Genomic DNA, 20,605 nt, shown 5'->3' on the forward strand with positions numbered 1-20,605 from the left:
CCTCCTTTTATTACCATTCAGCGATGCTCCCGTCCTCATTTCGCCAAATTGGGTTCTTCCAATCATGTCCGGTCTCTGCTGCCTGCATCACTTTTTCCTCATCGATTTCCACACCAAGACCCGGTTTATCAGGAATGTTCACATAACCATCTTCATAGTCGAATAATTCTGGATTTTTCATATAATCGAGAATGTCCATGCCTTCGTTATAATGAATACCAAGGCTTTGCTCCTGAATAATGAAATTCGGTGTCGTTGCGTCCAGATGAATGGATGAAGCAAGAGTCATCGGACCGAGCGGGCAGTGCGGCGCAATGGCTACATCATACGCTTCTGCCATTGCGGCAATTTTTTTCCCTTCTAAAATACCACCTGTATGAGACAGATCCGGCTGAATTATATCGACATAACCATCTTGAAGTAGCTGCTTAAAGCCCCAGCGAGTATACATTCTTTCTCCCGTCGCAATCGGACACGTAGTATGCCAGGCAATCTCACGAAGTGCTTCATTGTTTTCCGGGAGCACCGGTTCTTCAATGAACATGGGACGGTAAGGTTCCAGTTCTTTTACAATCGCTTTTGCCATCGTTTTATGAATCCTCCCGTGAAAATCCACACCGATGCCAAAGTCGTTGCCAACCGCTTCCCTGATTGAAGCAACGCGTTCGATGACCGCTTCTACTTTCGAAAAGCTATCTATGTAATTCATTTCTTCTGATGCGTTCATTTTGACAGCAAGGAAGCCCTCTTTCTGTTTTTCTATTGCGGCTGCAACGACATCCACAGGTCGATCTCCTCCGACCCATGAATACACTTTAATTTTTTGACGTGCTTTGCCGCCGAGCATTTGGTATACAGGAATATCGAAGTATTTTCCTTTTATATCCCATAATGCCTGCTCAATGCCGGAAATGGCACTCATTAAAATTGGGCCACCGCGGTAAAATCCACCTCGATAAAGCGTTTGCCAGATATCTTCAATGTCGTTCGGATTTCTCCCGATCAAATAATCAGTCAGTTCGTTAACTGCTGCTTTAACCGTTTCAGCACGGCCTTCCACGACAGGCTCTCCCCATCCGGAAATGCCTTCATCCGTATCGATTTTTAAAAACAGCCAGCGGGGCGGAACTTTGTATAAAGAAATTTTTATGATTTTCATCAAGCACCTCGCAATGTTTTTTTGAAGAAAGAGAGATTTTCAAACATGGAAACCTCCCTTGCACTTGTTATGAACCTTTAATAAAAACCGTTTTTATGGCTGTATAAAATTCTTTCGCCGCTTCACCTTGCTCTCGCGAACCCGTGCTTGATGCCTTCATGCCTCCGAATGGGGCTTGCAACTCTACGCCCGCGCTTTCTGCGTTAATGCGGACAAGACCTGCTTCAATTTCATCGATGAATTCCAAAATTGAACTAATATTTGATGTGAAGATTGATGCACTCAATCCGTACTTCGTATTATTTGCCAAGTCAATCGCTTCGACCAGATCTGTTGCTTTCATAAGCGCGATAACTGGTCCAAAAATTTCTGCCTGTGCAATCTCCATTTCGGACGTCACGTCTTCAAAAATCGCTGGTGTGATGAAAAAGCCCCTATCATAGTCTCCGCCAGTTAATATCTCCCCGCCATGTATGAGTTTTGCACCCTCCTGCTTGCCTTTTTCAATGTACTCTGTGACCGTTTTGAACTGGCTTTCGCTTGCACATGGGCCCATCCAAATACCCTCTTGAAGACCGTTGCCAACTGTAATTTCCGCTGCTGCCTTTACCAGTTTTTGTTTGAATTCATCATAGACGGACGATTCAACGACTACACGGCTTGAAGCTGTGCATTTCTGGCCGGAAGAACGAAATCCACCGCTGATGACCGCCTCGACAGCTTGGTCGATGTTTGCATCTTTCGTTACGATGACTGGATTCTTTCCACCCATTTCAAGCTGATATTTTATCCCGCGGGCTGAAGCTGATTTTGCGACGCTCTGACCGACACTTTCAGAACCGGTAAATGTGATCGCATTTAAAAGCGGATGATCGATGAGTCCTTGACCGATGATCGATCCTTTACCGGTAATAAAATTAACAACACCCTCAGGGAAGCCTGCTTTGGTAAAGCATTCCATGACTTTAGCAGCCGTAACGGCTCCCTCCGTAGCCGGTTTCCATACGATTGAGTTGCCATAAACAAGAGCTGGAGCCATTTTCCAGATGGGAATTGCAACCGGGAAGTTCCATGGCGTGATTATCCCGACAACACCTAGTGGGCTGCGTTTCGTGAACATTAGGGCATCTTTATCGGATGATGGTATAACATCGCCGTCTTTCCGCATTCCTTCCCCAGCATAGTAACGCAGGATTGCAACACCCCGTGCCGTTTCACCCTTTGCTTCAGGTAACGTTTTACCCATTTCGCGAGTCATGGTTTCGGCAATTTCATCTAGATTTTCTTCCAATATATTGGCCGTTTTGAAAAGGATTTGCCCACGTGCAGACTGGCCGAGCCTGCGCCAATCCCTTTTTGCCTTATGCGCTGCGGCTACAGCTTTATTCAAGTCTTTTTCGGTTGAGCTTTGTACGTAGCCAACCGGTTCTTTGTCCGCAGGATTAATGCTTTGGATTGTATTTCCAGAAGATGCATTCACCCACTCATTATTAATGAAATTTTTATATGTTTTCGTTGCAAATGTAGTTGATATCATAGTCTTTAGCTCCTTTTTCGTTTTAGAATGTCGGTCCAATTCTCCATATACCAAAGTCATGCTGCTTTAATATCTCCGCTTTTGTTAGTTTCCCGTTAGAAACATGTTGAATTTCTTCCATGATGCGCCTGCCCACTTCATCAACGGTTTCTAAACCATCAACGATCGTACCAGCATTTAAATCCATATTTTCATTCATCCTGTCAAACATTGGTGTATTAGTCGAGATTTTTATGACGGGTGAAATAGGAGAACCAGTCGGCGTGCCTCTTCCACTTGTAAAGAGAACGATTTGGGCACCGCCTGCGACCATACCCGTCAATTGCTCAATGTCATGGCCAGGCGTATCCATCCATACTAGCCCTTTTTTCGTGGGTACCTGGGCATAATCAATGACTTCTTCCAATCTGGTTGTACCTGATTTTGTCGCTGCCCCCAGGGATTTTTCTTCTAGTGAGCTGAGACCTCCCTCAATGTTTCCCGGACTTGGATTTCCGGTGCGGATGTCTACGCCCATTTGAATCGAGCGGTCTTCCATCATTTTAATAACCGCATACGCTTTTTTTGCTACCTGGTCATTTGCCGCCCTGTTTGCGATCAAATGCTCTGCACCGATGAGTTCAGTCGTTTCCGCTAATATTGCGGTTCCCCCTTGCTGAACTACCAAATCGCTAGTACGTCCGACTGCCGGGTTCGCCGATAAGCCGGAGCATGCATCCGACCCACCGCATTCTGTGCCGACAATCAGCTCGCTAAAATCACATAATTCCCGTTGCACCATCGAGGCATCCTGGACCATTTTGACTGCGATTTTAGATACTTCGGCAATGGTTTGAAGAGTGCCTCCATGATCCTGGATCGATACAGTTTTCACTGGTTTACCGCATTTGGCAATTTCATCCCCAATACGGTGCGCCTGATGTGTTTCACAGCCAAGTCCGAGTACTATGACACCATATACATTTGGATTCATACCCATTCCCGCATAGGTTCGGGCCGTTTGATCATAATCAGTGCCCACTTGCGCACAGCCATGCTGATGAATGAATGTGACGGTTCCGCTCACCAATTCTGTGACGCGCTGAGCTGTTTGAGTTGCACATGTTATCGTCGGCAAAATCAGTACATGATTCCGTACACCGACGCGGCCGTCCGGACGGCGGTAACCCCAAAACTGCATTTTTTCATTCAGCAATTTTGTCACCCCTTCCTCTTTTGCCTTCTAAATTGTGTACATGAACATGTGCACCAATGGGAATAAAAGCTGAGGCTGCACCTATGACTTCCCCATATTTAATTATGTCTTCTCCTTGTTTGATGGCCTTGACTGCGAACTTATGTCCAAAACGGATCGGTTCAAGAATGGGTACGACAAGTTCTTCAAGGTCTGACTTCACAACTACTGATGTGTTTGCAGGGATTTCGGATAAAGCGACAGCTACACTATCCTCCCTACTTAAGTAAAGTGTTTTATACTCGCTCATTTTGTCACCCCTTAAATGGTTTGAACTGCTTTACTTTGGATAACCGGATTGTTTAATACCCCTATCCCTGGTATTTCGATTTCAATCCGGTCATCGCCTTTCAATGTAAATTCATTTGGCGGAACCACACATGTACCTGTAAGTAAAACGGATCCGTCAAATACAGTATTATCTAAGACTAAATAGTCGACGAGCTCTTCCAATTTTCGTTTTAGTTGGTTTACTTTCGCTTCACCTTCAAATACTTTTTCTTCATTTCGAAAAATCCGGCACATGATTTTAAGCTCATATGGATCTGGAACAGCCTCTTTTAACAAGATGGCCGGTCCAATGGAACAAGAATTTTTCCAAACTTTTGCCTGTGGGAGATAAAGCGGGTTTTCACCTTCAATATCACGGCAGCTCATGTCATTACCTGCGATATATCCGAGCACCGTTCCCTTTTTATCGATGACAAGACCAAGCTCTGGTTCAGGAATTTGCCATTTTGAATCTGAACGCAAATATACCGGGTCATTCGGTCCTACGGTTCTTGCTGCAGTTGATTTAAAGAAAATCTCAGGACGCTCTGCATCATAAACTTTGTCATAGAAAGTTTGGCGGTCCAGCTTTCCTTGCGTTGCTTCGTAGTTACGTGCTTCCTTGCTTTTTTTATACGTAACGCCAGATGCCCATACTTCCGGTGCGTCGATAGGCGTTGTTAATTGAAGACCTTCCAATGGCAGCTTTTTCCCTTCAGCGACAATTTGTTTTACAATGTCAAACGGCGTTCTGTTTTCATGGCGTGCCGTTGTAATCAACGACATAAAATCAGTAAATGGAAGGTCCACCACATTGTTTTCGTTTGTCACGGCAGCAAGTTGTTTTTTGTTTTCATGTACATAGCGAATAATTCTCATTTGCTAGTTCCTCCTTAGGGCAAACCTTTTTTTATATTTTTTGATATTCATAACCGAGCTCCTGCGAAATTTTATTGCTGCATTCCTTTAAGAGACGTACATAATACTCTTGTGTTTCTTCGTTTACTTTCGAAGCAGGCATCGATACACTCATTGCAGCGATTACCTTTCCTGAATAATCTCTTATCGGTACGGCAAGACAGAAAATACCCGGTTCATTTTCTTCATTATCCATTGAATAACCATTAATGCGTGCTTTTTCGATTTCGGCTAAAAACTGTTCCTTGGATCTAATCGATTTTTCTGTCGGTCCCGTATAATCATAGCCGTCCAAGAGCAAATCCAGTTCACTATCCGTTTTGGTTGCAACAAGAGATTTGCCGACTGCACTTGTATGAATCGGAACACGACGGCCAATACGGGAATACAGGACCGTTACCCCAGTACCTTCAACTTTATCGACATAGACACCTTCCTGCCCGTCCAATATGACAAGGTGCAGCGTCAAATTCGTTTTTGCTGAAAGCCCTTCAAGATGTTTTCTTGCTACATTGCGCAAATCGAGATGGGTCACAACAACGCTTCCCCTCTCCAATAGCTTTAATCCTAGCGAGTATTTTCCATTTTCTTCGCCTTGTGAAATATAGTGATGCTCCTGTAAGGTTTTTAATAGTGAATGAACCGTACTTTTATGTAAATTCATTCTCTTACTTATCTCTGTAATAGTTAGTTCACGCTCACGCTCATCAAATAAATCCAATATTTTCAAGGCACGCTCCACCGATTGGATGATAGGCATCGTTCCTCACTCCTTTTCATTCTGTCTACCTTTATCTTATCGGATTTATGACGAGCATACCTCACTTTATTTCTACTTTTTTTTCATGGATTATAATATCTTGTTCATAATCAAGTACCGCATCCTCAATGACAGCGATTGGAACAACACCATTTGCTGCATCTGTATGCCCAAACATCCTGTTGCTTGCCGCAACCATTTTCTGTCTAACTTTCATCCGCTGCTTGCGTTCAGCTGCCAATGATTGTCTTTCTTCTTTAAAATGTTCCGCAAAATCATGAATAACCTTTCCAGAATGAAGTTTAGTAGAATCTACAAAATCAATTCGTCGATCACGAAGCTGAAGGTGAATTACATCCCCTGATTTAAGTAAACCTATGCCGCCACCTTCATACGCTTCCGGTGTCATATGCCCTATGGCAGCTCCATATGTGACTCCTGAATAGCGGCCGTCGCTAATGATTGTAGCGATTTTTTTCATAACACGATTTGCATTGATGTGTTGCATTGGTGTAAACATTTCCGGCATTCCGAATGCCACTGGCCCCTGCCCTGAGATAATAACCGCAATTTTCAATGTGCCGGCTTCAACCATCCTGTCAAATAATTCCCCATAGGTAGCGGTTTTTAGAAGAGACCATTCCGACTCATTGTTGTATTTAAGAGATTCTAGCAATAGATTATGTTCGAAAAGCTTTTGCTCTTTTATTTTTGAAAGCAGATTTGAATCGAGCAGGCTTTTATTTGCATCATCTTCATTTTCGTAATAAAGGACAAATGCAAGCTTATCGTCGAATTGGTCAAGCTGTGGTGTCGGCATTCCGCTAATTTTTACAACGGCGCTTTCAAAGAAGTTTCCTTTTAATACATCAACACCGCTGAATCCACGTCGTGGATTGGATAAAATGACCTGATTTTTCTTAACATTAACTGCTTTTAGGCTATTTGTGATCGAAAGACGTTCTTTCCAAGTTTTTGCTGCGACAGTCGGCGCATCCTGATCCATTGGTACACCATTCTCAATAAGTTCATGAAAAAGTGTTTCCATTCCTCTGCTTTTCCCGCTGCAACACTGCATCGCAAGTGAATAAATGTCCCTTCCTTCTGTCAAACTGTAATCAAATAAGTCAGGAATTGGATGTGAATGATGAATGCGGTCAAGGTCCCATAAACTGAATTTGAATCCTGCATAAAGCATGCCTGCGACAATATGCATCATTAAGTTAGTAGAACCACCCGATGCGCTGTGGATACGGATTGCATTTTTTATGTTCGCAGCGACAATGTTGGCCACGCCGTAGCGCTCTTCGTTTATCATGCCGGCAAAGCTATCAAGCACCGAGTTAATCTGGCGTTGTGTTGGCGGATCGGTCAACAGCTCCACTGCTGGATGTACGAGACCCATGCCTGCCACTAAATGACGTGAACTATTCCCCGTACCATTAAAGGCACATACACCTCCCTGCCCGTCACATGTTGCGACAGCAAGTCTCATTTCAAAGTATTTATGCTGTTCCTTCGTCAATATTCCTCGTTCATAGGCCCGTTCAAACACGCCCTGGAAAGCTGTATTCGATGAACATTGCAATATATATGCCATCGTATCTCGTAAATCTACGGCTACATCGGCTGCTCCTTTGCTTTCCGCATTTTTCGCAAGAGTTTCCAATTCTTCAATTACGTCAGCTGGAATCGAACCGCCTTCCAATACGTGAGCAGGAGCGAATGTTGCGAAAAAGGGTGCTTCACCACGGTTTCGGCGAACACGATCAACATGGGCGAGTGCACTTACAACACCAAGAGGCTGCTTATCACACCCTTGAATGACGAATGCACCATGATAACTGTGAGCTTCCAGCTGGTTGACAACCATTTGTGCAACCGCGTTTCGGCTCTGGAGAGAGTAACTCATTCCTTGATTGTTTTGTGCAGTGCCATCACACATTACCGGTGTCGAGAAATGAAACGGCACGCCGCCGTTTTGCCAAATGCGGATTGCTGCCCGTGCTAACGTTTGGTAATCCATTATATGGGCCGGATGATCGGACGAACCACCGATTATTGCGATACGCGGGGCATTCCTCTCGAGCCGCATATAAATTTCTTCAAGCGTCCAATCAGGCTTCCCCCCTTCATATGTGGTGCCTAGCGTCAGCTTCGAACGGTCCAACAGACCTGCAACCGTAATAGGTTCATTTGCTTTTCCCTGCACATTATCGCGGTAAGGGTTTATTTCGTTATCAATTAGTGGATATAGGTGTGTCATTTCAGCACTCCTTTTCTGAGTTCAAATCAATTCTTTCGTTCTATGAAAATAGTAAAGAAGATTTTTAGTCCAGTGCCAAGTCTTCTGGGTCTGACAAGATCTCTATATCTTCATTCTTTAAAGCTTCTTCCATCATGCTTTCAGAAATCCAAATTTCACCGATTTCAAGCGTGTTTTTAATTCTTACGATTCTCACTTTATTCAAATCGAAGGCATTGCATGTTTTGATGGCAGCTTTTACAGCCAATTCCTGCGTATCCAAAAACATCGGGAGCTTTACTACATCTGTGACTGTGCTGGTGAGTGCATTGGCATACCCTTTTTCCCATTTTATTTCTTTCATGACGGCTTTTGTCGTCATATCTGCCATGCCAATGCCATTCGCATTACCGTGAGTTTTTTCAGTAAGTCCAAGTACAACGGTCCGTTTAACGTCTGGCCCCCCGGTAGCATATGGTGTGGCGAAATTACCCGTTATGTTCGGGTCCATTCCATCCCCCGAAATGTCCTTTCCGAGTTCATTTACAATAAGTACGTCCATCGAATCGAAATGTATTTTCGGCATCAATGATTTTGCTTCAAGCAACAGTCCCGGTTCCACTACCTCCAGATCCTCCGCTGGAACTGCGACGATTTTCGCCGGTTTATCATAAGCGTTTTCAATCGACGCAAGACCAAATATGATAGGAGCTTTTGACAAGGAAACCTTAGCCATTTCAGGGACATGTTCCGCCATATACTTAAAGCTGTATGCATGTGCAGCTTCGGCTCCCTTTTGCTTTCCTAAACCGATAGTTATCATTTTCATAAGTCCGCTTTCAACCGGTCCGCGAAATGCTGTATGTGGTTTTATCCGATTAATGACTATGATTTTATCCGATTCGTAAGCAAGTTTATCAATATAGACAGGGAGGCCATTTGGCAACTCATCCAGTTTAATAACTTCCATCGATGACCTGATAGGCGCTCCAACCGCTTCTTCTGAAATACCCAGCTGAAGCAACACATCGATTTGCCCTTCCGCCGTGGCACCACCATGGCTTCCCATTGCAGGTACGATGAAAGGATTACCTCCCGCCTCCTTAACGGCAGCCACCGTTTCTCTTACTAATGTAGGAAGGTCCGCTACCCCTCTGCTTCCTACTGCAATTGCCACCCTGTCTTCTTCATTTATTCTTGATAAGACACCTGCTTCTTTTATCGCCTTCTTCACCTCACCAGCTACATCAGCAATTTGAGTTGTACGAAATTTCTGCCTCACTTGTACCATTTTCGGTAATTGGATTTCACGTAAAAGTTCAGAGATAATATCCATTTTCTTTCCTCCAAACAATTTGGATTATTTACCGCGTACTTTTTCAACTTCGCTCATCATTTCCTCTACAAGATCTGGTCCGAATTTCTTGGCATATTCGTCCGTCACTGGTTGGATGGCCTTCTTCATTTTTTCCATTTCTTCCGGTTCTACTTCATTGATTTTCATTCCTTCTTCTTTTAGATAATTAAGTGCCTTTTCATTTTCTTTTTGGTTAACTTCCCGTTGATACTTTCCAGCCTCTTGTGCGGCCTCACTCATGATTTCTTGTTCTTGTTCTGATAGGTCATCCCAGAACTTTTTACTTACAAGGAATACAAATGGTGTATAAACATGATTTGTAAGACTTAAGTATTCTTGCACTTCATTATATTTTTGCGTTTGAATTGTTGCTAGTGGATTCTCCTGACCATCAACAGTGCCTGTTTCCAGTGCAGTAAACACTTCTGAGAAAGCCATCGGCGATGGATTCGCCCCTAACTTTGAAAATGCATCTAAATGCACTTCATTTTGCATGGTACGAAGTTTAAGCCCTTTGAAATCCTCAGCCGTTTTAACAGGGTGTTTGCTGTTGGTTAAGTTTCGGAAACCATTTTCCCAGTATCCCAAACCTACTAAATCATGTTCCGGTAATTTATCCAAAAGTTTTTTTCCTACTGCACCATCAAGTACTGTATAAGCTTCTTCTTCATTATTAAAGACAAATGGGAAGTCATAAATTCCAAATTCCTTAATCATGCCAACAAGTGGTGAGGTTGAGGGAACAGTTACTTCCTGTAAGCCGCCTTGAAGAGCTTCTGTCATTTTCTGATCATCTCCGAGAGTGGCATCAAAAAAGTTTTGGACTTTCATTTTCCCGCCGCTTTTTTCTTCAACCAGTTCTTTAAATTTCTCCATTCCTTTTCCTTGTGGATGCATTTTACTATTTCCGATCCCTGCTTTGATTGTTCTTTTCTGAATACCGTCAGCTGAAGCGCTTTCATTTTGTCCGCTTCCGCAAGCGCTTAATAGTAGTAATGATGGCAGTAAAACTCCAACCGCCAAACGTTTGAAAAACTTATTCATTTTCATTTTCCTCCTATAAAATAAGATGAATACCAGCATACACACCCAAATACTTGTTTAATTCCGTTAGGAGGTAAACCATTCTAGAGGAACCAGCACTAAGGAAGGAAACAAAATCAACAAGATCAATACAATTACTTCCACGAGCAAGAAAGGCCAAATCCCCTTCATGATATCTTCCATACTGATCTTACTTATGCCGCACATGACATTTAACACGGTTCCGACTGGTGGTGTAAGTAAACCGATGGCGTTATTCAGGATAAACAGGACACCGAAGTAAACTGGGTCAATACCTGCAGCGACCACCAACGGCATCAATACAGGTGTTAGAATAAGGATTGTCGGCGTCATATCCATAGCAGTTCCAACTACGATGACCAATAGGTTTATCATTATTAATAGAAGGAATGGATGATCCATAAATGGCTCCAGCAATCCAATCACCTGACCAGGTAAATCCGCTACAGTTATCAGCCAGGAGGATACGAGAGCTGCAGCGACCAGAAACATGACAACGCTCGTCATTTTTCCTGCATGTACAAAGACCTCATACAAATCTTTCACTTTCATTTCACGATAGATTACAAGACCGACAAATATTGCATAGACTGCAGCCACCACTGCCGCTTCAGTCGGTGTAAATAAACCGAATTTCAATCCACCAATGATGATGACGGGCAGGAATAGAGCCCAAACGCCTTGACGAAGAGAAGTAAGAATTTCTTTTGTTGAAGCTCGAGGGTTAACGGCGACTTTATCTTTTCGTGCAACAATGGCCCAGGTAACCGTTAGTCCAACCGCTAGTAATATACCAGGAACTATTCCTGCCATAAACAGCTTTGTAATGGACACTCCACTTGCGACACCGAAAATGATAAAGCCAATACTTGGCGGAATGATCGGGGCAATGATACCACCGGATGCAATCAGCCCACTTGACCGGTTCACATCATACCCTGACTTCACCATCATTGGAATTAATATAGCCCCAAGCGCTGCTGTATCGGCAACAGCAGATCCTGATAAACTTGCAAACAACACACTCGCAATGATCGCAACATAGCCAAGGCCTCCCTTGATATGACCAACCAGGTTCATTGCCATCTCAACGATACGCCGTGATAATCCGCCCCTATTCATCGCCTCTCCTGCCAGCATAAAGAACGGTATGGCCATTAGAGGGAAGTTATCAGCGCCACTGATTAAATTTTGTGCGATTATTTGACTATCAAAAATGCCAAGGAAATACATTAACACTACACTACTCACAAGTAAGGCAAAGGCAATAGGTATTCCTAGTCCCATGGCTCCCAGTAAAGATCCGACAAATACACCTATCATCCCTGTTTCTCCTCCTTGACAATTCTAATATCTGAAGCAAATTCATCAGTATGGAGAGAAATTAGTTCTTCTGACTCACTTATCATCACCAATTCTTCGTCTTTAATTTTATTGAAGAAAATTCGATACAAATTGAAGATGATCATACTGCCCATTGACACACTCACAAGAATACCTGTCCCATATACAAATGCGAGTGGCATGCCAGTGGCCGGTGCAGTACTGTCAATGTTTATCAATGTCATTTTCCAGCTGCCATCCAAGATCAGGATAAGAACGAATAACATCATCAAATCACTAATAACTAGAACCACTTTTTTCATCTTATTCGGGAGCCGTTTGATGACCATGTCGACACCTAAGTGTTCTTTGTTTTTGAAAGCTCCGATGGCGCCAAGGAACGTCAACCAAATAAAGAGATACCTTGACATTTCTTCTGACCAAGTAATACCTGAATTAAAGAAGTATCGAAGAACTACATTACCAAACACGAGTACGACCATTATTGCTAAAGCAATTGCCATAATAATATTTAACGAATTTTCCAAGATTCTTGATATTTTATTCACCTACATCTCCCCCTTCCTATCTAGAGCGCCTGCTTCATTCTGCTTGTATTTTCCTGGCAAGCTCCTTCGCCCAGTCATTTTTCTCAAAGACTTCATCATAAACAGGTTGAGATGCTTTTAACATTTTTTGTGAAAAGTCTTCGTCAGGCTTTGTGAATTTGATTCCATTATCCATCAGATATGCTTTGTCATCTTCATAACTTTTTTCCATCAAATCAAACTCATATGCTGCCGACTCCTTTGCTGCTTTTTGAATGATTTTTTGTTGCTCTTTTGTTAGCCCTTTATAGAATTTGCTATTGATAATGTAAATATTGGGGCTGAACATATGCTTGGATTCTAGTACATCACTTTGTACTTCATTCCACCCTGAGGATCTCAGTGTGGCTATGGGATTATCCTGAGCATCAACAACTTTTTGTTCAAGTGCGGTAAAAACTTCTGAAATAGGCAATGGGCTAACGTTTGCCCCCAATGATTCACCTAATTTTATGTAATTCGGGATGTTCGGCATTCTAAGTCGAAGTCCATCAAAATCTTTCATACTCTTAATTGGACGATTACTCGAAAACATCCTAAAACCGTTAGCACTCCATGCGAGTGGTGTCACCCCATGCTTTGGATCAAGATCTTCTGTCAATTCCTCTCCGATAGGTCCATTCAATACCTTCTTTACATGATCGTAATCCCTGAATAGAAAGGGCCATTCCGGAACACCCATTTTAGGAATGTCCGACTGCATAATTAGCCCTGGAACACCCATTTCGATCGTTCCGTTTCTGACGCCGTCATAAAATTCTTTTTCTGCACCTAATGTACTGTTCGCATAAATCCGAACCTCTAGTTCACCATTACTCTCCTTTTCAACCAATTTTTTAAACTTTTCTTTCAAAGCAATGTTTTGAGGATGATTTTCAGCAAAATAATGTGCCACTTTTATAGTTTTCTTTTCAACTCCAGATCCACTGGTTTTTTCTCCCTCACCTCCACCACATCCTGATAAAAGGAATGTCAATGCAAGAGTTAAGCTTGTGGAAAATACAAATAGCTTATTTTTTTTCAATAAAAACCCTCCCCGATTTTTTGTAAGCGTTATCATTTAAGGCTGATCTTTAAAACCTCTACTCACCCTTGTATAAGCAAAAATCAAATCGTTTTATATTATAAAACTTGGTTTTTGTTTTATTCGGAGTGAGGAAAAAACACTTCACTTCTCATTACGTTTCACAAGTTGATTCACTTTTTAAGCCATTACCTTAATAAAATTAACGATTAATTTGTTCTATAATATAAAACTCAGTTTTCGAATTTTACATCTTACGTTGATTATAAGCTCCCATTTTTATTAATGTCAAACCATTTTTTGAATTTTATAACAATTTAACAATTTAACAAATTCTCCATTTCTCTAATTAATATTTACAGTTGAGATTTTTAGAAACAAAAAGGGAAAGATAAAAGTCGTTTTTTTCTATATTAGAATATTTATAGGATGGAAAATCAATATGAACCCCTCTTACAACAGATTGAAATCTGAAGGATAAAAACTCCACCCGAGGGTTTTAAAAAGGACTCATTAAATAAATTTAATTATTACCGATATATAACACATGGTAAATATATAACACGGGGAAGGAATAAACAAAGATGAATAAACTCAGTACGAAAATAGGTTTTGTTCTTTTAACAGGCATGATCATTACATTAATTGGAAGTTTATTATTAATGTATAAAAGTACAAATGATACGGTTGAGAAAACAATCGCTATGAGCAGCTTAGACATAGCAAGCAACATCTCTCAAGGAATAAATCCAACATCTTATGCTGATTTTTTAAGTAATCAATCCGAAACCTCTACATATTGGGAGATACGCGAGCAGTTAGACGATTATAGACAAAAAACTGGAGCATTATATGTATATACATTGGGAATTGACGAAAATAGCGAAAAAGTCCATATTCTTATAGACGGAATGGGTAAGGGAAATAATAAAGCATCTCCCATTTTAACACCCACAACTGCAACTTCATTTCAGGATGTAGAAAGCGTCATGAAGGGAAAGGCTTCAACTACTTCCATCGTTCATGATCCTGAATATGGTGACTATTTATCCGTTTTCGTTCCCATAAAGAATGGTAACGAGGTCATTGGAATTCTAGGGGTGGATATCGATGCCAGCAAAGTCGATGCTACGGCCAGCAAGGTTCTGGGTGGCATCCTGCCCCTGATGATAATAATCAATGTAATCTTAATGGCGATCGTGGTAGGTGCACTAATATGGTTCTTGACTAAAAAGTTAACTCCGCTTCTCAAGGTCAGCTTGGCTGCAAAGGAAATCTCAAATGGGGATTTATTAACAGCCAATAAACTGATTAGCAACATAAGGGTTAAGGGAAACGACGAAATCAAGGTTTTAGTGAAATCCTTTGAAGAAATGATCACCAATACAACTAGGATCGTCAATTCCATGAAAAGCTCATCATTCCAGCTAATGGAATCATCAAGTGATATCGAATACAAAATCAAAGAAATGGATACTTCCACACAATATATCGTCAATGGGATTCAGCAAGTTGCAGGAGCTGCGGAAGTACAATTGCACAGAAGTGAAGAATCATCGAGGGTCATCGAGGAAATGACCATAGGTATACAAAGAATTGCCGAAGCTTCTTCAGAAGTCAGCGAACAGACAAATCATGTTTCAACTAGGATGTCCATTGGAAATCAGGATATAAATGAACTCTCAAATCAAATTCTGCAAGTAAAAGATGTGATGCTGCAAACAAGTTCAAGAATAAAGAATTTGGACGATCAAGCAAATGAGATTGTGAATATTGTACATGTAATTACAGGAATTGCCGAGCAAACAAACCTGCTATCACTAAATGCGGCAATTGAAGCTGCTAGAGCCGGTGAACAAGGTAAAGGTTTTGCGGTGGTATCGAACGAGGTACGGAAATTGGCAGTGGGCACAAAGGAATCTGCAATCCATATTCAAGAGTCCCTGCTTCATTTTAAATCCATCATAAATGAATCAGTGAAAATGATGGAAACTGGAACTAATGAGGTAGAAGAAGGGACAAAATTTGTGCTGAATACAAGAGAAACTTTTAAACAGACTATAAAATCTTTTGAGCATGTTAGTGATCAGATTCAAGAAATATCAGCCATTACAGAGCAGATGGCAGCAAGTTCTCAGGAAATCAATGCGTCGATAGAAGATTTTGCAGGGTTGACAAGGGAAACGGCAGTGGCTTCAAAGCAAGTGGCACAATCAACCGATCAACAAGCCAAATCCATGGAGGACATTTCCTTCTCCACCTCCTCAATGGTAAAGCTCGCTAATGACCTGGAAACATCTGTTGAACGGTTTAACGCTTAAACATCTCTAACCAACACTCTATTACTATATCAAGAAAGGGATTTTGCTATTCACGCAAAATCCCTTTCTTACTATTTTACTTAGTTGATTTTAGTTTCAAATCACCTTTATAAGGTATATGTTCCACTGTTATCGTTATATCTTTTCCCTCTTTATCTTTACCGATTCGTTTATAAGTGAATTTATTTTCATTAAGCTCTGTAATTTCAAGAACTGCGCCATATTTATTTTCCCCTAGTGAAACATGTGCTCTTATCTTATTTCCGTGAACAACATCGTAATAGCCGTAATCACCACGGCTTTCACCGGTTTTAGCATCAAAAAATTCATACTTATTTGTTTTATCATCATATTTTGCAAGACCTAAATAATTCGTGTTATAGCTTGATACATCATTTCCCTTTTCATCCAATGCCACTGTTCCTTGCCATGGGGTGCTTGATAAAATTTTATCTCCATCAACATCTGTTTCTACGTCCCCTGTGTAAGTTTCCAAATTTTTGTCTGGATCTGTAAAGGAAAGTTCTGTTTCCGTATAAGGAATATGATCAACAAACACCTCTACGTCATTACCATTAGCATCTTTACCCATTCTTTTATAAGTAAACATATCCTTATTCAGTTCTGTTATTTCAACAACGGCCTGGTAACCCATCGATTCTGAAATTAGCACTCGCATCTTCCCATTGGTAATAAAGAAAGTTCCCTTATCACCACGACCTTCTTTTGTATTTTTATCAAAAAATTCATATCTGGATGTTTCATCGTCATATTTTGCGAGACCAATAAAGTTAGCATTCTCCTTTGTTAAGTCATTATTATTCTTATCATAAACTTTTGTACCTTGCCAATTCGTGCCACTAAGAATTTTAGTCAATTCCTGGCCTGCTGTTAACTTATTTTCTTGTTTACTTTCTTTGGCAGTTTGTTCCTGCTTCTGTGCATTATGACTGTCTTGTGCGTTTGTGTTATTACATCCTGTTAGGGCCAATGTTAATCCAAGTAGTATAGATGATGAAATTTTTGCTTTTTTGTTCATTTTTTCGTCTCCTCATAACTTATTGTGATTCTAATTAACTAGCGGTGCAATTGACATTACAAAATGAAAGTATAGCAATCTGGTTATTTTGCTCCTGCTGTTAATAAAATTTGTTCAATCTCTTTAAATCCTTTTTCGCGGGCATGTTGTAAAGGGGTCACATTATTATTATCAGGAATGTTGACACCTGCACCATGATCTATTAACAATTTCACTGTTCGCTGCTGTTTTCCATCACCATCATTCAAAATGATAGCTTCTAGCAAAGCTGTCCAACCGAGATCATTTACATGATTCACATCAATATCAGTTTTAGTTAGGAGTTCTTTAATAACCTCTACATATCCATGTTCCGAAGCAGGGATTAAAGCCGTTCCTCCATAACGGTTGGTTATGGATGGGTCGGCACCTGCTTCAATCGTAAGTTTAACTATATCTAGATAACCTTCAGCACCGGCATACAAGAAGGGGCTATTTTTCATTTCATCCTGAATGTTGACGTCTGCACCTGCTTCAATAAGGATTTTTGCAGACTCTGCATCGTTGTTATAAATCGCAATCATAGTGGCGGTTCGCCCTGCCGAGTCCTGTGTATTAATATTGGCACCTTCCTCAATCAAACTCCTTATTCTTTCCGTTTCTTTTCGTTCTACTGCTTGAATCAGTAATTCATTCATTCCCTTTCCTGACTCCTTTTGCTGATTATTTGGCTCTCTTTCGCTATCTAAGGCACACCCTTGAAGGATGAATAGGCATCCGATGACAATCGTTAGCCGTCTCCACATGAAACACACCATCCTTTCATCTGCCCAAATCGATTTTCCGTCATCTTGATGCACCAAAATGACTTGTGCTATAAATGTGTTTGAGGTTGCATGAGTATTTTTCTCCCTTTTATTTTTTAGTTCTTTTCTCAATCCGTCTCCATTATATTAGTGCTTAATCTTAAACTCCCTCTAAACAATTTCTTAAAAAATGATTAACTTATTCATAAAGTTTCTTAAGGTTTTATAAAAAAATCCCGTCACCTTCGTGACGGGTCATAAAATATACTATTTAAACATTAAAGCGATACCCCGCTCCCCAAACAGTTTCCAAAAATTTAGGATATGCAGGATTTCTTTCAATTTTTTCACGTAGTTTCCTGATATGGACAGTGACAGTCGAAACATCCGCAGCCGATTCCAATCCCCAAATATTTTCATAGAGCTGCTCTTTACTTAATACTTGATTAGGATGCATGACAAAAAACACTAAAGTATCGAATTCCTTTGTTGTAAACGGGACCACCTCCCCGTTTATGTGAACCCTGCGTGCTGACTTATCTATTGAAATTCCATGAACATAGATTGAATTAGATTTGGGGTGACTTCCTGATAAACGTTCATAACGCGCTAAGTGCGCTTTCACTCTTGCAACTAGTTCACTTGGACTAAAGGGCTTTGTAATATAATCATCCGCTCCTAGTCCAAGCCCCCGAATTTTATCAATATCTTCCTTTTTCGCAGATACAAACAAAATCGGGATATTTTTGACAGCACGTATTTGTTTGCATATCTCAAAGCCATTTAACCCCGGAAGCATGATGTCCAAAATGATTAAATGATAATTTCCTTGAAGGGCCTGTTGGAGACCTGCATCACCAGTGTGTTGAATATCGACACTAAAATCACTAATTTCCAAATAGTCCCTTTGCAATTCAGCAATACTGACTTCGTCTTCAATAAGTAATATCTTTTTCACATTTCCTCACCTTTCTTTATGGAAAAGAAAACACTTGTACCTTTTCCTATCTCACTGGTAGCCCAGATATCTCCTCCATGCTCGTCGATAATTTTTTTTGCGATCGCAAGTCCTAAACCACTTCCACCTGTCAGGGAATTCCTAGATTGCTCAGCCCGATAAAAGCGGTTAAAAATATAAGGCAAAGCGGAAGATTCTATTCCATAACCATTATCTGTTACTTGTACAACTACATCATATAGTCCTTCATGCAGAGAAATGGAAATGTGTTTTTCATCTTTATTCATATACTTTACACAATTGCTGATTAGGTTGGCCAATACGCGTTTCAGTTTCTCTCTATCCGCTGACACGTATATCGGTTTATACAGCTGTTGAAGTTCAATTTGGATTCCTTGTTGAAGTAAATCCAGTTGAAGCTCTTCTACGTAGTCTTTCAAATATTTATCCATTCTGACCGTTTCAAAAGTGAATAGTTCCTTTTTCAAATCCAACTTTGAAAATAAAAACAATTCATCTATCAATGAATCCATATCCCTTGCTTTCAGGTATACCGTCGATAAATACTTATCCATTTTCTGCGGGGTGTTTGCTACCCCGTCTTTTATCCCCTCAACATAACCCATAATCGAAGTGATGGGTGTCTTCAAATCATGAGAAATATTGGAAAGAAGTTCTTTGCGATTTTCCTCATACTGAAGCTGGAGGTTTATGGACTCTTTTAACTTTTTTCTCATTTCCTCAAATTCCCTATTCAATTGTCCGATTTCATCATTCGAAGTCGCTTTGATTTCAAAGTTTAAATCTCCTGATTTTATCCGCTCCGCTCCCTCTTTAAGTATTGAGATAGGTTTGATGATGCTTCTTGAAACTAAATAATTTAAAAGTCCAATAATCATTACAAACAATAATAACAATAGGAAGAATAAAATGGGAAATGACTCCCGAATCAGCTCGGCATAGGAACTTGCCTTTCTCATGACAAAAATGCTTCCTTCACTTTTATCCGAAAAATAAAAATCAAACTTCACATAAGTGAAAAAAGAGTCTTTCATTTTGATTGTGTCCCGTGTATTGATGTTCGTTTCTTCGAACATGGGAAGTGATTGAACCAAGCCTAGCTTATCAAGTGCGGGGGACGCATACTCAATGTCATTAACTTTTCTAACGACAATCTCAATATCTCCATGTTCAAGCTTCTTCAGCTGCTCTTCGTTCAGAAGCTGTTCAGGGTTATTTTTTGCCAAAAGCTTTAAATCGAGAAACACACTTTCTTCTGCTGCAGTCAAAGGTTTTTGGAGATAAGAGTTTTTATATAGATGCTCTATTGATTTTACATCACCTGTTATTGCAAAAATAAGTAAAAATCCAGCTGCTAAAAATAAAGTGATGGAAATAAGAATTACGCCAACATAGGACAACAGAAACCTCATTTTAATTGACAAATATTTTTCACCCCGTATCGATCTCTCGTTTTCTCTTTTATAGAAGAGTTCACCGTTTATCTGCTGTTCCTGCATTTCCATGAATAATTTTCTTAGAACTTAAAAAAAGATATCACACAAATCTTAAAATTTTCTAAAATACTTGGAAAAAATCCTATTCTATTTTAGATCTATATTTTTTTATTTGAAAAACTACATGCTAAAATCCGCCTTCCTTACCGCCTACTGTCTGTCAACCTCCCCGCCGCAAACATCTATCGGGGTATCGACTAGCCAATTATTAGGCAGGGGTGACCCATATTTTCTTCAATCCATTGGGTTTTCAGTATTAAACAATTAAAAATCATGCTGTATAACCAAGTCTTTATTTAGTGTACCTGTGGTTTTTTAATTTATGAAAGTTTCAGATGATTTCCGAAATCAGCGCCTTTTCGCCGACTGTTTATCAAGCTTCCTCTGACGCAAGCATCTAGCCGGGTCCCGGCTAAGCTTATTTTTTGTTAAAAATTTTTTTAAACACCTTTTATAATAATGATATTATTTATAAATTATCCAAG

General features: G+C 40.5%; 17 protein-coding genes. 1 reads left to right on the top strand and 16 read right to left on the bottom strand.

Going from position 1 to position 20,605, the window contains the following annotated elements:
- Positions 1-10: 10 nt before the first annotated feature.
- The 12 genes from dgoD to ACJ9PY_RS13815 all read right to left on the bottom strand — a co-directional run bounded on the left by dgoD (position 11) and on the right by ACJ9PY_RS13815 (position 13,500).
- The gene (gene dgoD / locus ACJ9PY_RS13760) at positions 11-1,159 is read right to left on the bottom strand and encodes a galactonate dehydratase (RefSeq protein WP_191930135.1); all 1,149 of its coding nucleotides are present in this window, start codon (positions 1,157-1,159) and stop codon (positions 11-13) included.
- A gap of 67 nt (positions 1,160-1,226) precedes the next feature.
- Positions 1,227-2,696, bottom strand: coding sequence for an alpha-ketoglutaric semialdehyde dehydrogenase GucD (gene gucD / locus ACJ9PY_RS13765; protein ID WP_098864357.1), 1,470 nt, complete (start codon positions 2,694-2,696; stop codon positions 1,227-1,229).
- A gap of 22 nt (positions 2,697-2,718) precedes the next feature.
- Entirely contained in the window at positions 2,719-3,876 is a 1,158-nt protein-coding gene (locus ACJ9PY_RS13770; protein WP_063592552.1) for a UxaA family hydrolase, read from the bottom strand.
- A gap of 4 nt (positions 3,877-3,880) precedes the next feature.
- Positions 3,881-4,180 carry a UxaA family hydrolase gene (locus ACJ9PY_RS13775; protein ID WP_063576084.1) on the bottom strand — a complete coding sequence of 100 codons (300 nt, stop codon included), beginning with the start codon at positions 4,178-4,180 and terminating at the stop codon, positions 3,881-3,883.
- An 11-nt stretch (positions 4,181-4,191) separates the two neighbouring features.
- Positions 4,192-5,079: a fumarylacetoacetate hydrolase family protein gene (locus tag ACJ9PY_RS13780; protein ID WP_034307150.1), complete on the bottom strand. Its 888-nt coding sequence runs from the start codon at positions 5,077-5,079 to the stop codon at positions 4,192-4,194.
- Between the two features lie 31 nt (positions 5,080-5,110).
- Positions 5,111-5,878, bottom strand: a complete 768-nt coding sequence (locus ACJ9PY_RS13785) for an IclR family transcriptional regulator (RefSeq protein WP_098864354.1) — start codon at positions 5,876-5,878, stop codon at positions 5,111-5,113.
- A gap of 61 nt (positions 5,879-5,939) precedes the next feature.
- Complete coding sequence (locus tag ACJ9PY_RS13790; protein WP_411738355.1) at positions 5,940-8,144, bottom strand: dihydroxy-acid dehydratase; 2,205 nt, start codon at positions 8,142-8,144, stop codon at positions 5,940-5,942.
- A gap of 64 nt (positions 8,145-8,208) precedes the next feature.
- On the bottom strand, positions 8,209-9,459 hold the full coding sequence (locus ACJ9PY_RS13795) for a lactate racemase domain-containing protein (protein ID WP_411738356.1): 1,251 nt from the start codon (positions 9,457-9,459) through the stop codon (positions 8,209-8,211).
- Between the two features lie 24 nt (positions 9,460-9,483).
- Positions 9,484-10,530: a TRAP transporter substrate-binding protein gene (locus ACJ9PY_RS13800; RefSeq protein ID WP_400449381.1), complete on the bottom strand. Its 1,047-nt coding sequence runs from the start codon at positions 10,528-10,530 to the stop codon at positions 9,484-9,486.
- 60 nt (positions 10,531-10,590) lie between these two features.
- Positions 10,591-11,868 carry a TRAP transporter large permease gene (locus ACJ9PY_RS13805; protein ID WP_063576079.1) on the bottom strand — a complete coding sequence of 426 codons (1,278 nt, stop codon included), beginning with the start codon at positions 11,866-11,868 and terminating at the stop codon, positions 10,591-10,593.
- On the bottom strand, positions 11,865-12,437 hold the full coding sequence (locus tag ACJ9PY_RS13810) for a TRAP transporter small permease (RefSeq protein WP_034307155.1): 573 nt from the start codon (positions 12,435-12,437) through the stop codon (positions 11,865-11,867). Before ACJ9PY_RS13810 ends, ACJ9PY_RS13805 begins: the two co-directional genes overlap by 4 nt.
- A 34-nt stretch (positions 12,438-12,471) precedes the next feature.
- Entirely contained in the window at positions 12,472-13,500 is a 1,029-nt protein-coding gene (locus ACJ9PY_RS13815; protein ID WP_411738357.1) for a DctP family TRAP transporter solute-binding subunit, read from the bottom strand.
- A gap of 584 nt (positions 13,501-14,084) precedes the next feature.
- Here ACJ9PY_RS13815 and ACJ9PY_RS13820 point away from each other — a divergent pair.
- Positions 14,085-15,821 carry a methyl-accepting chemotaxis protein gene (locus tag ACJ9PY_RS13820; RefSeq protein ID WP_411738358.1) on the top strand — a complete coding sequence of 579 codons (1,737 nt, stop codon included), beginning with the start codon at positions 14,085-14,087 and terminating at the stop codon, positions 15,819-15,821.
- A gap of 76 nt (positions 15,822-15,897) precedes the next feature.
- Here ACJ9PY_RS13820 and ACJ9PY_RS13825 read toward each other — a convergent pair whose 3' ends face one another.
- The 4 genes from ACJ9PY_RS13825 to ACJ9PY_RS13840 all read right to left on the bottom strand — a co-directional run bounded on the left by ACJ9PY_RS13825 (position 15,898) and on the right by ACJ9PY_RS13840 (position 20,048).
- The gene (locus ACJ9PY_RS13825) at positions 15,898-16,860 is read right to left on the bottom strand and encodes a DUF4822 domain-containing protein (RefSeq protein ID WP_411738359.1); all 963 of its coding nucleotides are present in this window, start codon (positions 16,858-16,860) and stop codon (positions 15,898-15,900) included.
- Between the two features lie 83 nt (positions 16,861-16,943).
- Positions 16,944-17,645: an ankyrin repeat domain-containing protein gene (locus ACJ9PY_RS13830; protein ID WP_411738360.1), complete on the bottom strand. Its 702-nt coding sequence runs from the start codon at positions 17,643-17,645 to the stop codon at positions 16,944-16,946.
- A gap of 271 nt (positions 17,646-17,916) precedes the next feature.
- On the bottom strand, positions 17,917-18,603 hold the full coding sequence (locus tag ACJ9PY_RS13835; protein WP_063576075.1) for a response regulator transcription factor: 687 nt from the start codon (positions 18,601-18,603) through the stop codon (positions 17,917-17,919).
- Positions 18,600-20,048 (bottom strand): sensor histidine kinase, encoded by a 1,449-nt coding sequence (locus tag ACJ9PY_RS13840; protein WP_063577721.1) that lies wholly within the window; start codon positions 20,046-20,048, stop codon positions 18,600-18,602. The genes ACJ9PY_RS13835 and ACJ9PY_RS13840 overlap by 4 nt, the downstream gene beginning before the upstream one ends.
- Positions 20,049-20,605: the final 557 nt, after the last annotated feature.

Source organism: Peribacillus sp. S4 (assembly GCF_046715815.1).
Classification (GTDB): Bacteria; Bacillota; Bacilli; order Bacillales; family DSM-1321; genus Peribacillus; species Peribacillus frigoritolerans.

What these genes read in the sequence shown, in the direction of transcription:
- dgoD (WP_191930135.1), bottom strand. Translation starts at nt 1,159, where the DNA reads ATGAAAATCATAAAAATTTCTTTATACAAAGTTCCGCCCCGCTGGCTG.
- gucD (WP_098864357.1), bottom strand. Translation starts at nt 2,696, where the DNA reads ATGATATCAACTACATTTGCAACGAAAACATATAAAAATTTCATTAAT.
- ACJ9PY_RS13770 (WP_063592552.1), bottom strand. Translation starts at nt 3,876, where the DNA reads ATGCAGTTTTGGGGTTACCGCCGTCCGGACGGCCGCGTCGGTGTACGG.
- ACJ9PY_RS13775 (WP_063576084.1), bottom strand. Translation starts at nt 4,180, where the DNA reads ATGAGCGAGTATAAAACACTTTACTTAAGTAGGGAGGATAGTGTAGCT.
- ACJ9PY_RS13780 (WP_034307150.1), bottom strand. Translation starts at nt 5,079, where the DNA reads ATGAGAATTATTCGCTATGTACATGAAAACAAAAAACAACTTGCTGCC.
- ACJ9PY_RS13785 (WP_098864354.1), bottom strand. Translation starts at nt 5,878, where the DNA reads ATGCCTATCATCCAATCGGTGGAGCGTGCCTTGAAAATATTGGATTTA.
- ACJ9PY_RS13790 (WP_411738355.1), bottom strand. Translation starts at nt 8,144, where the DNA reads ATGACACACCTATATCCACTAATTGATAACGAAATAAACCCTTACCGC.
- ACJ9PY_RS13795 (WP_411738356.1), bottom strand. Translation starts at nt 9,459, where the DNA reads ATGGATATTATCTCTGAACTTTTACGTGAAATCCAATTACCGAAAATG.
- ACJ9PY_RS13800 (WP_400449381.1), bottom strand. Translation starts at nt 10,530, where the DNA reads ATGAAAATGAATAAGTTTTTCAAACGTTTGGCGGTTGGAGTTTTACTG.
- ACJ9PY_RS13805 (WP_063576079.1), bottom strand. Translation starts at nt 11,868, where the DNA reads ATGATAGGTGTATTTGTCGGATCTTTACTGGGAGCCATGGGACTAGGA.
- ACJ9PY_RS13820 (WP_411738358.1), top strand. Translation starts at nt 14,085, where the DNA reads ATGAATAAACTCAGTACGAAAATAGGTTTTGTTCTTTTAACAGGCATG.
- ACJ9PY_RS13825 (WP_411738359.1), bottom strand. Translation starts at nt 16,860, where the DNA reads ATGAACAAAAAAGCAAAAATTTCATCATCTATACTACTTGGATTAACA.
- ACJ9PY_RS13830 (WP_411738360.1), bottom strand. Translation starts at nt 17,645, where the DNA reads ATGTGGAGACGGCTAACGATTGTCATCGGATGCCTATTCATCCTTCAA.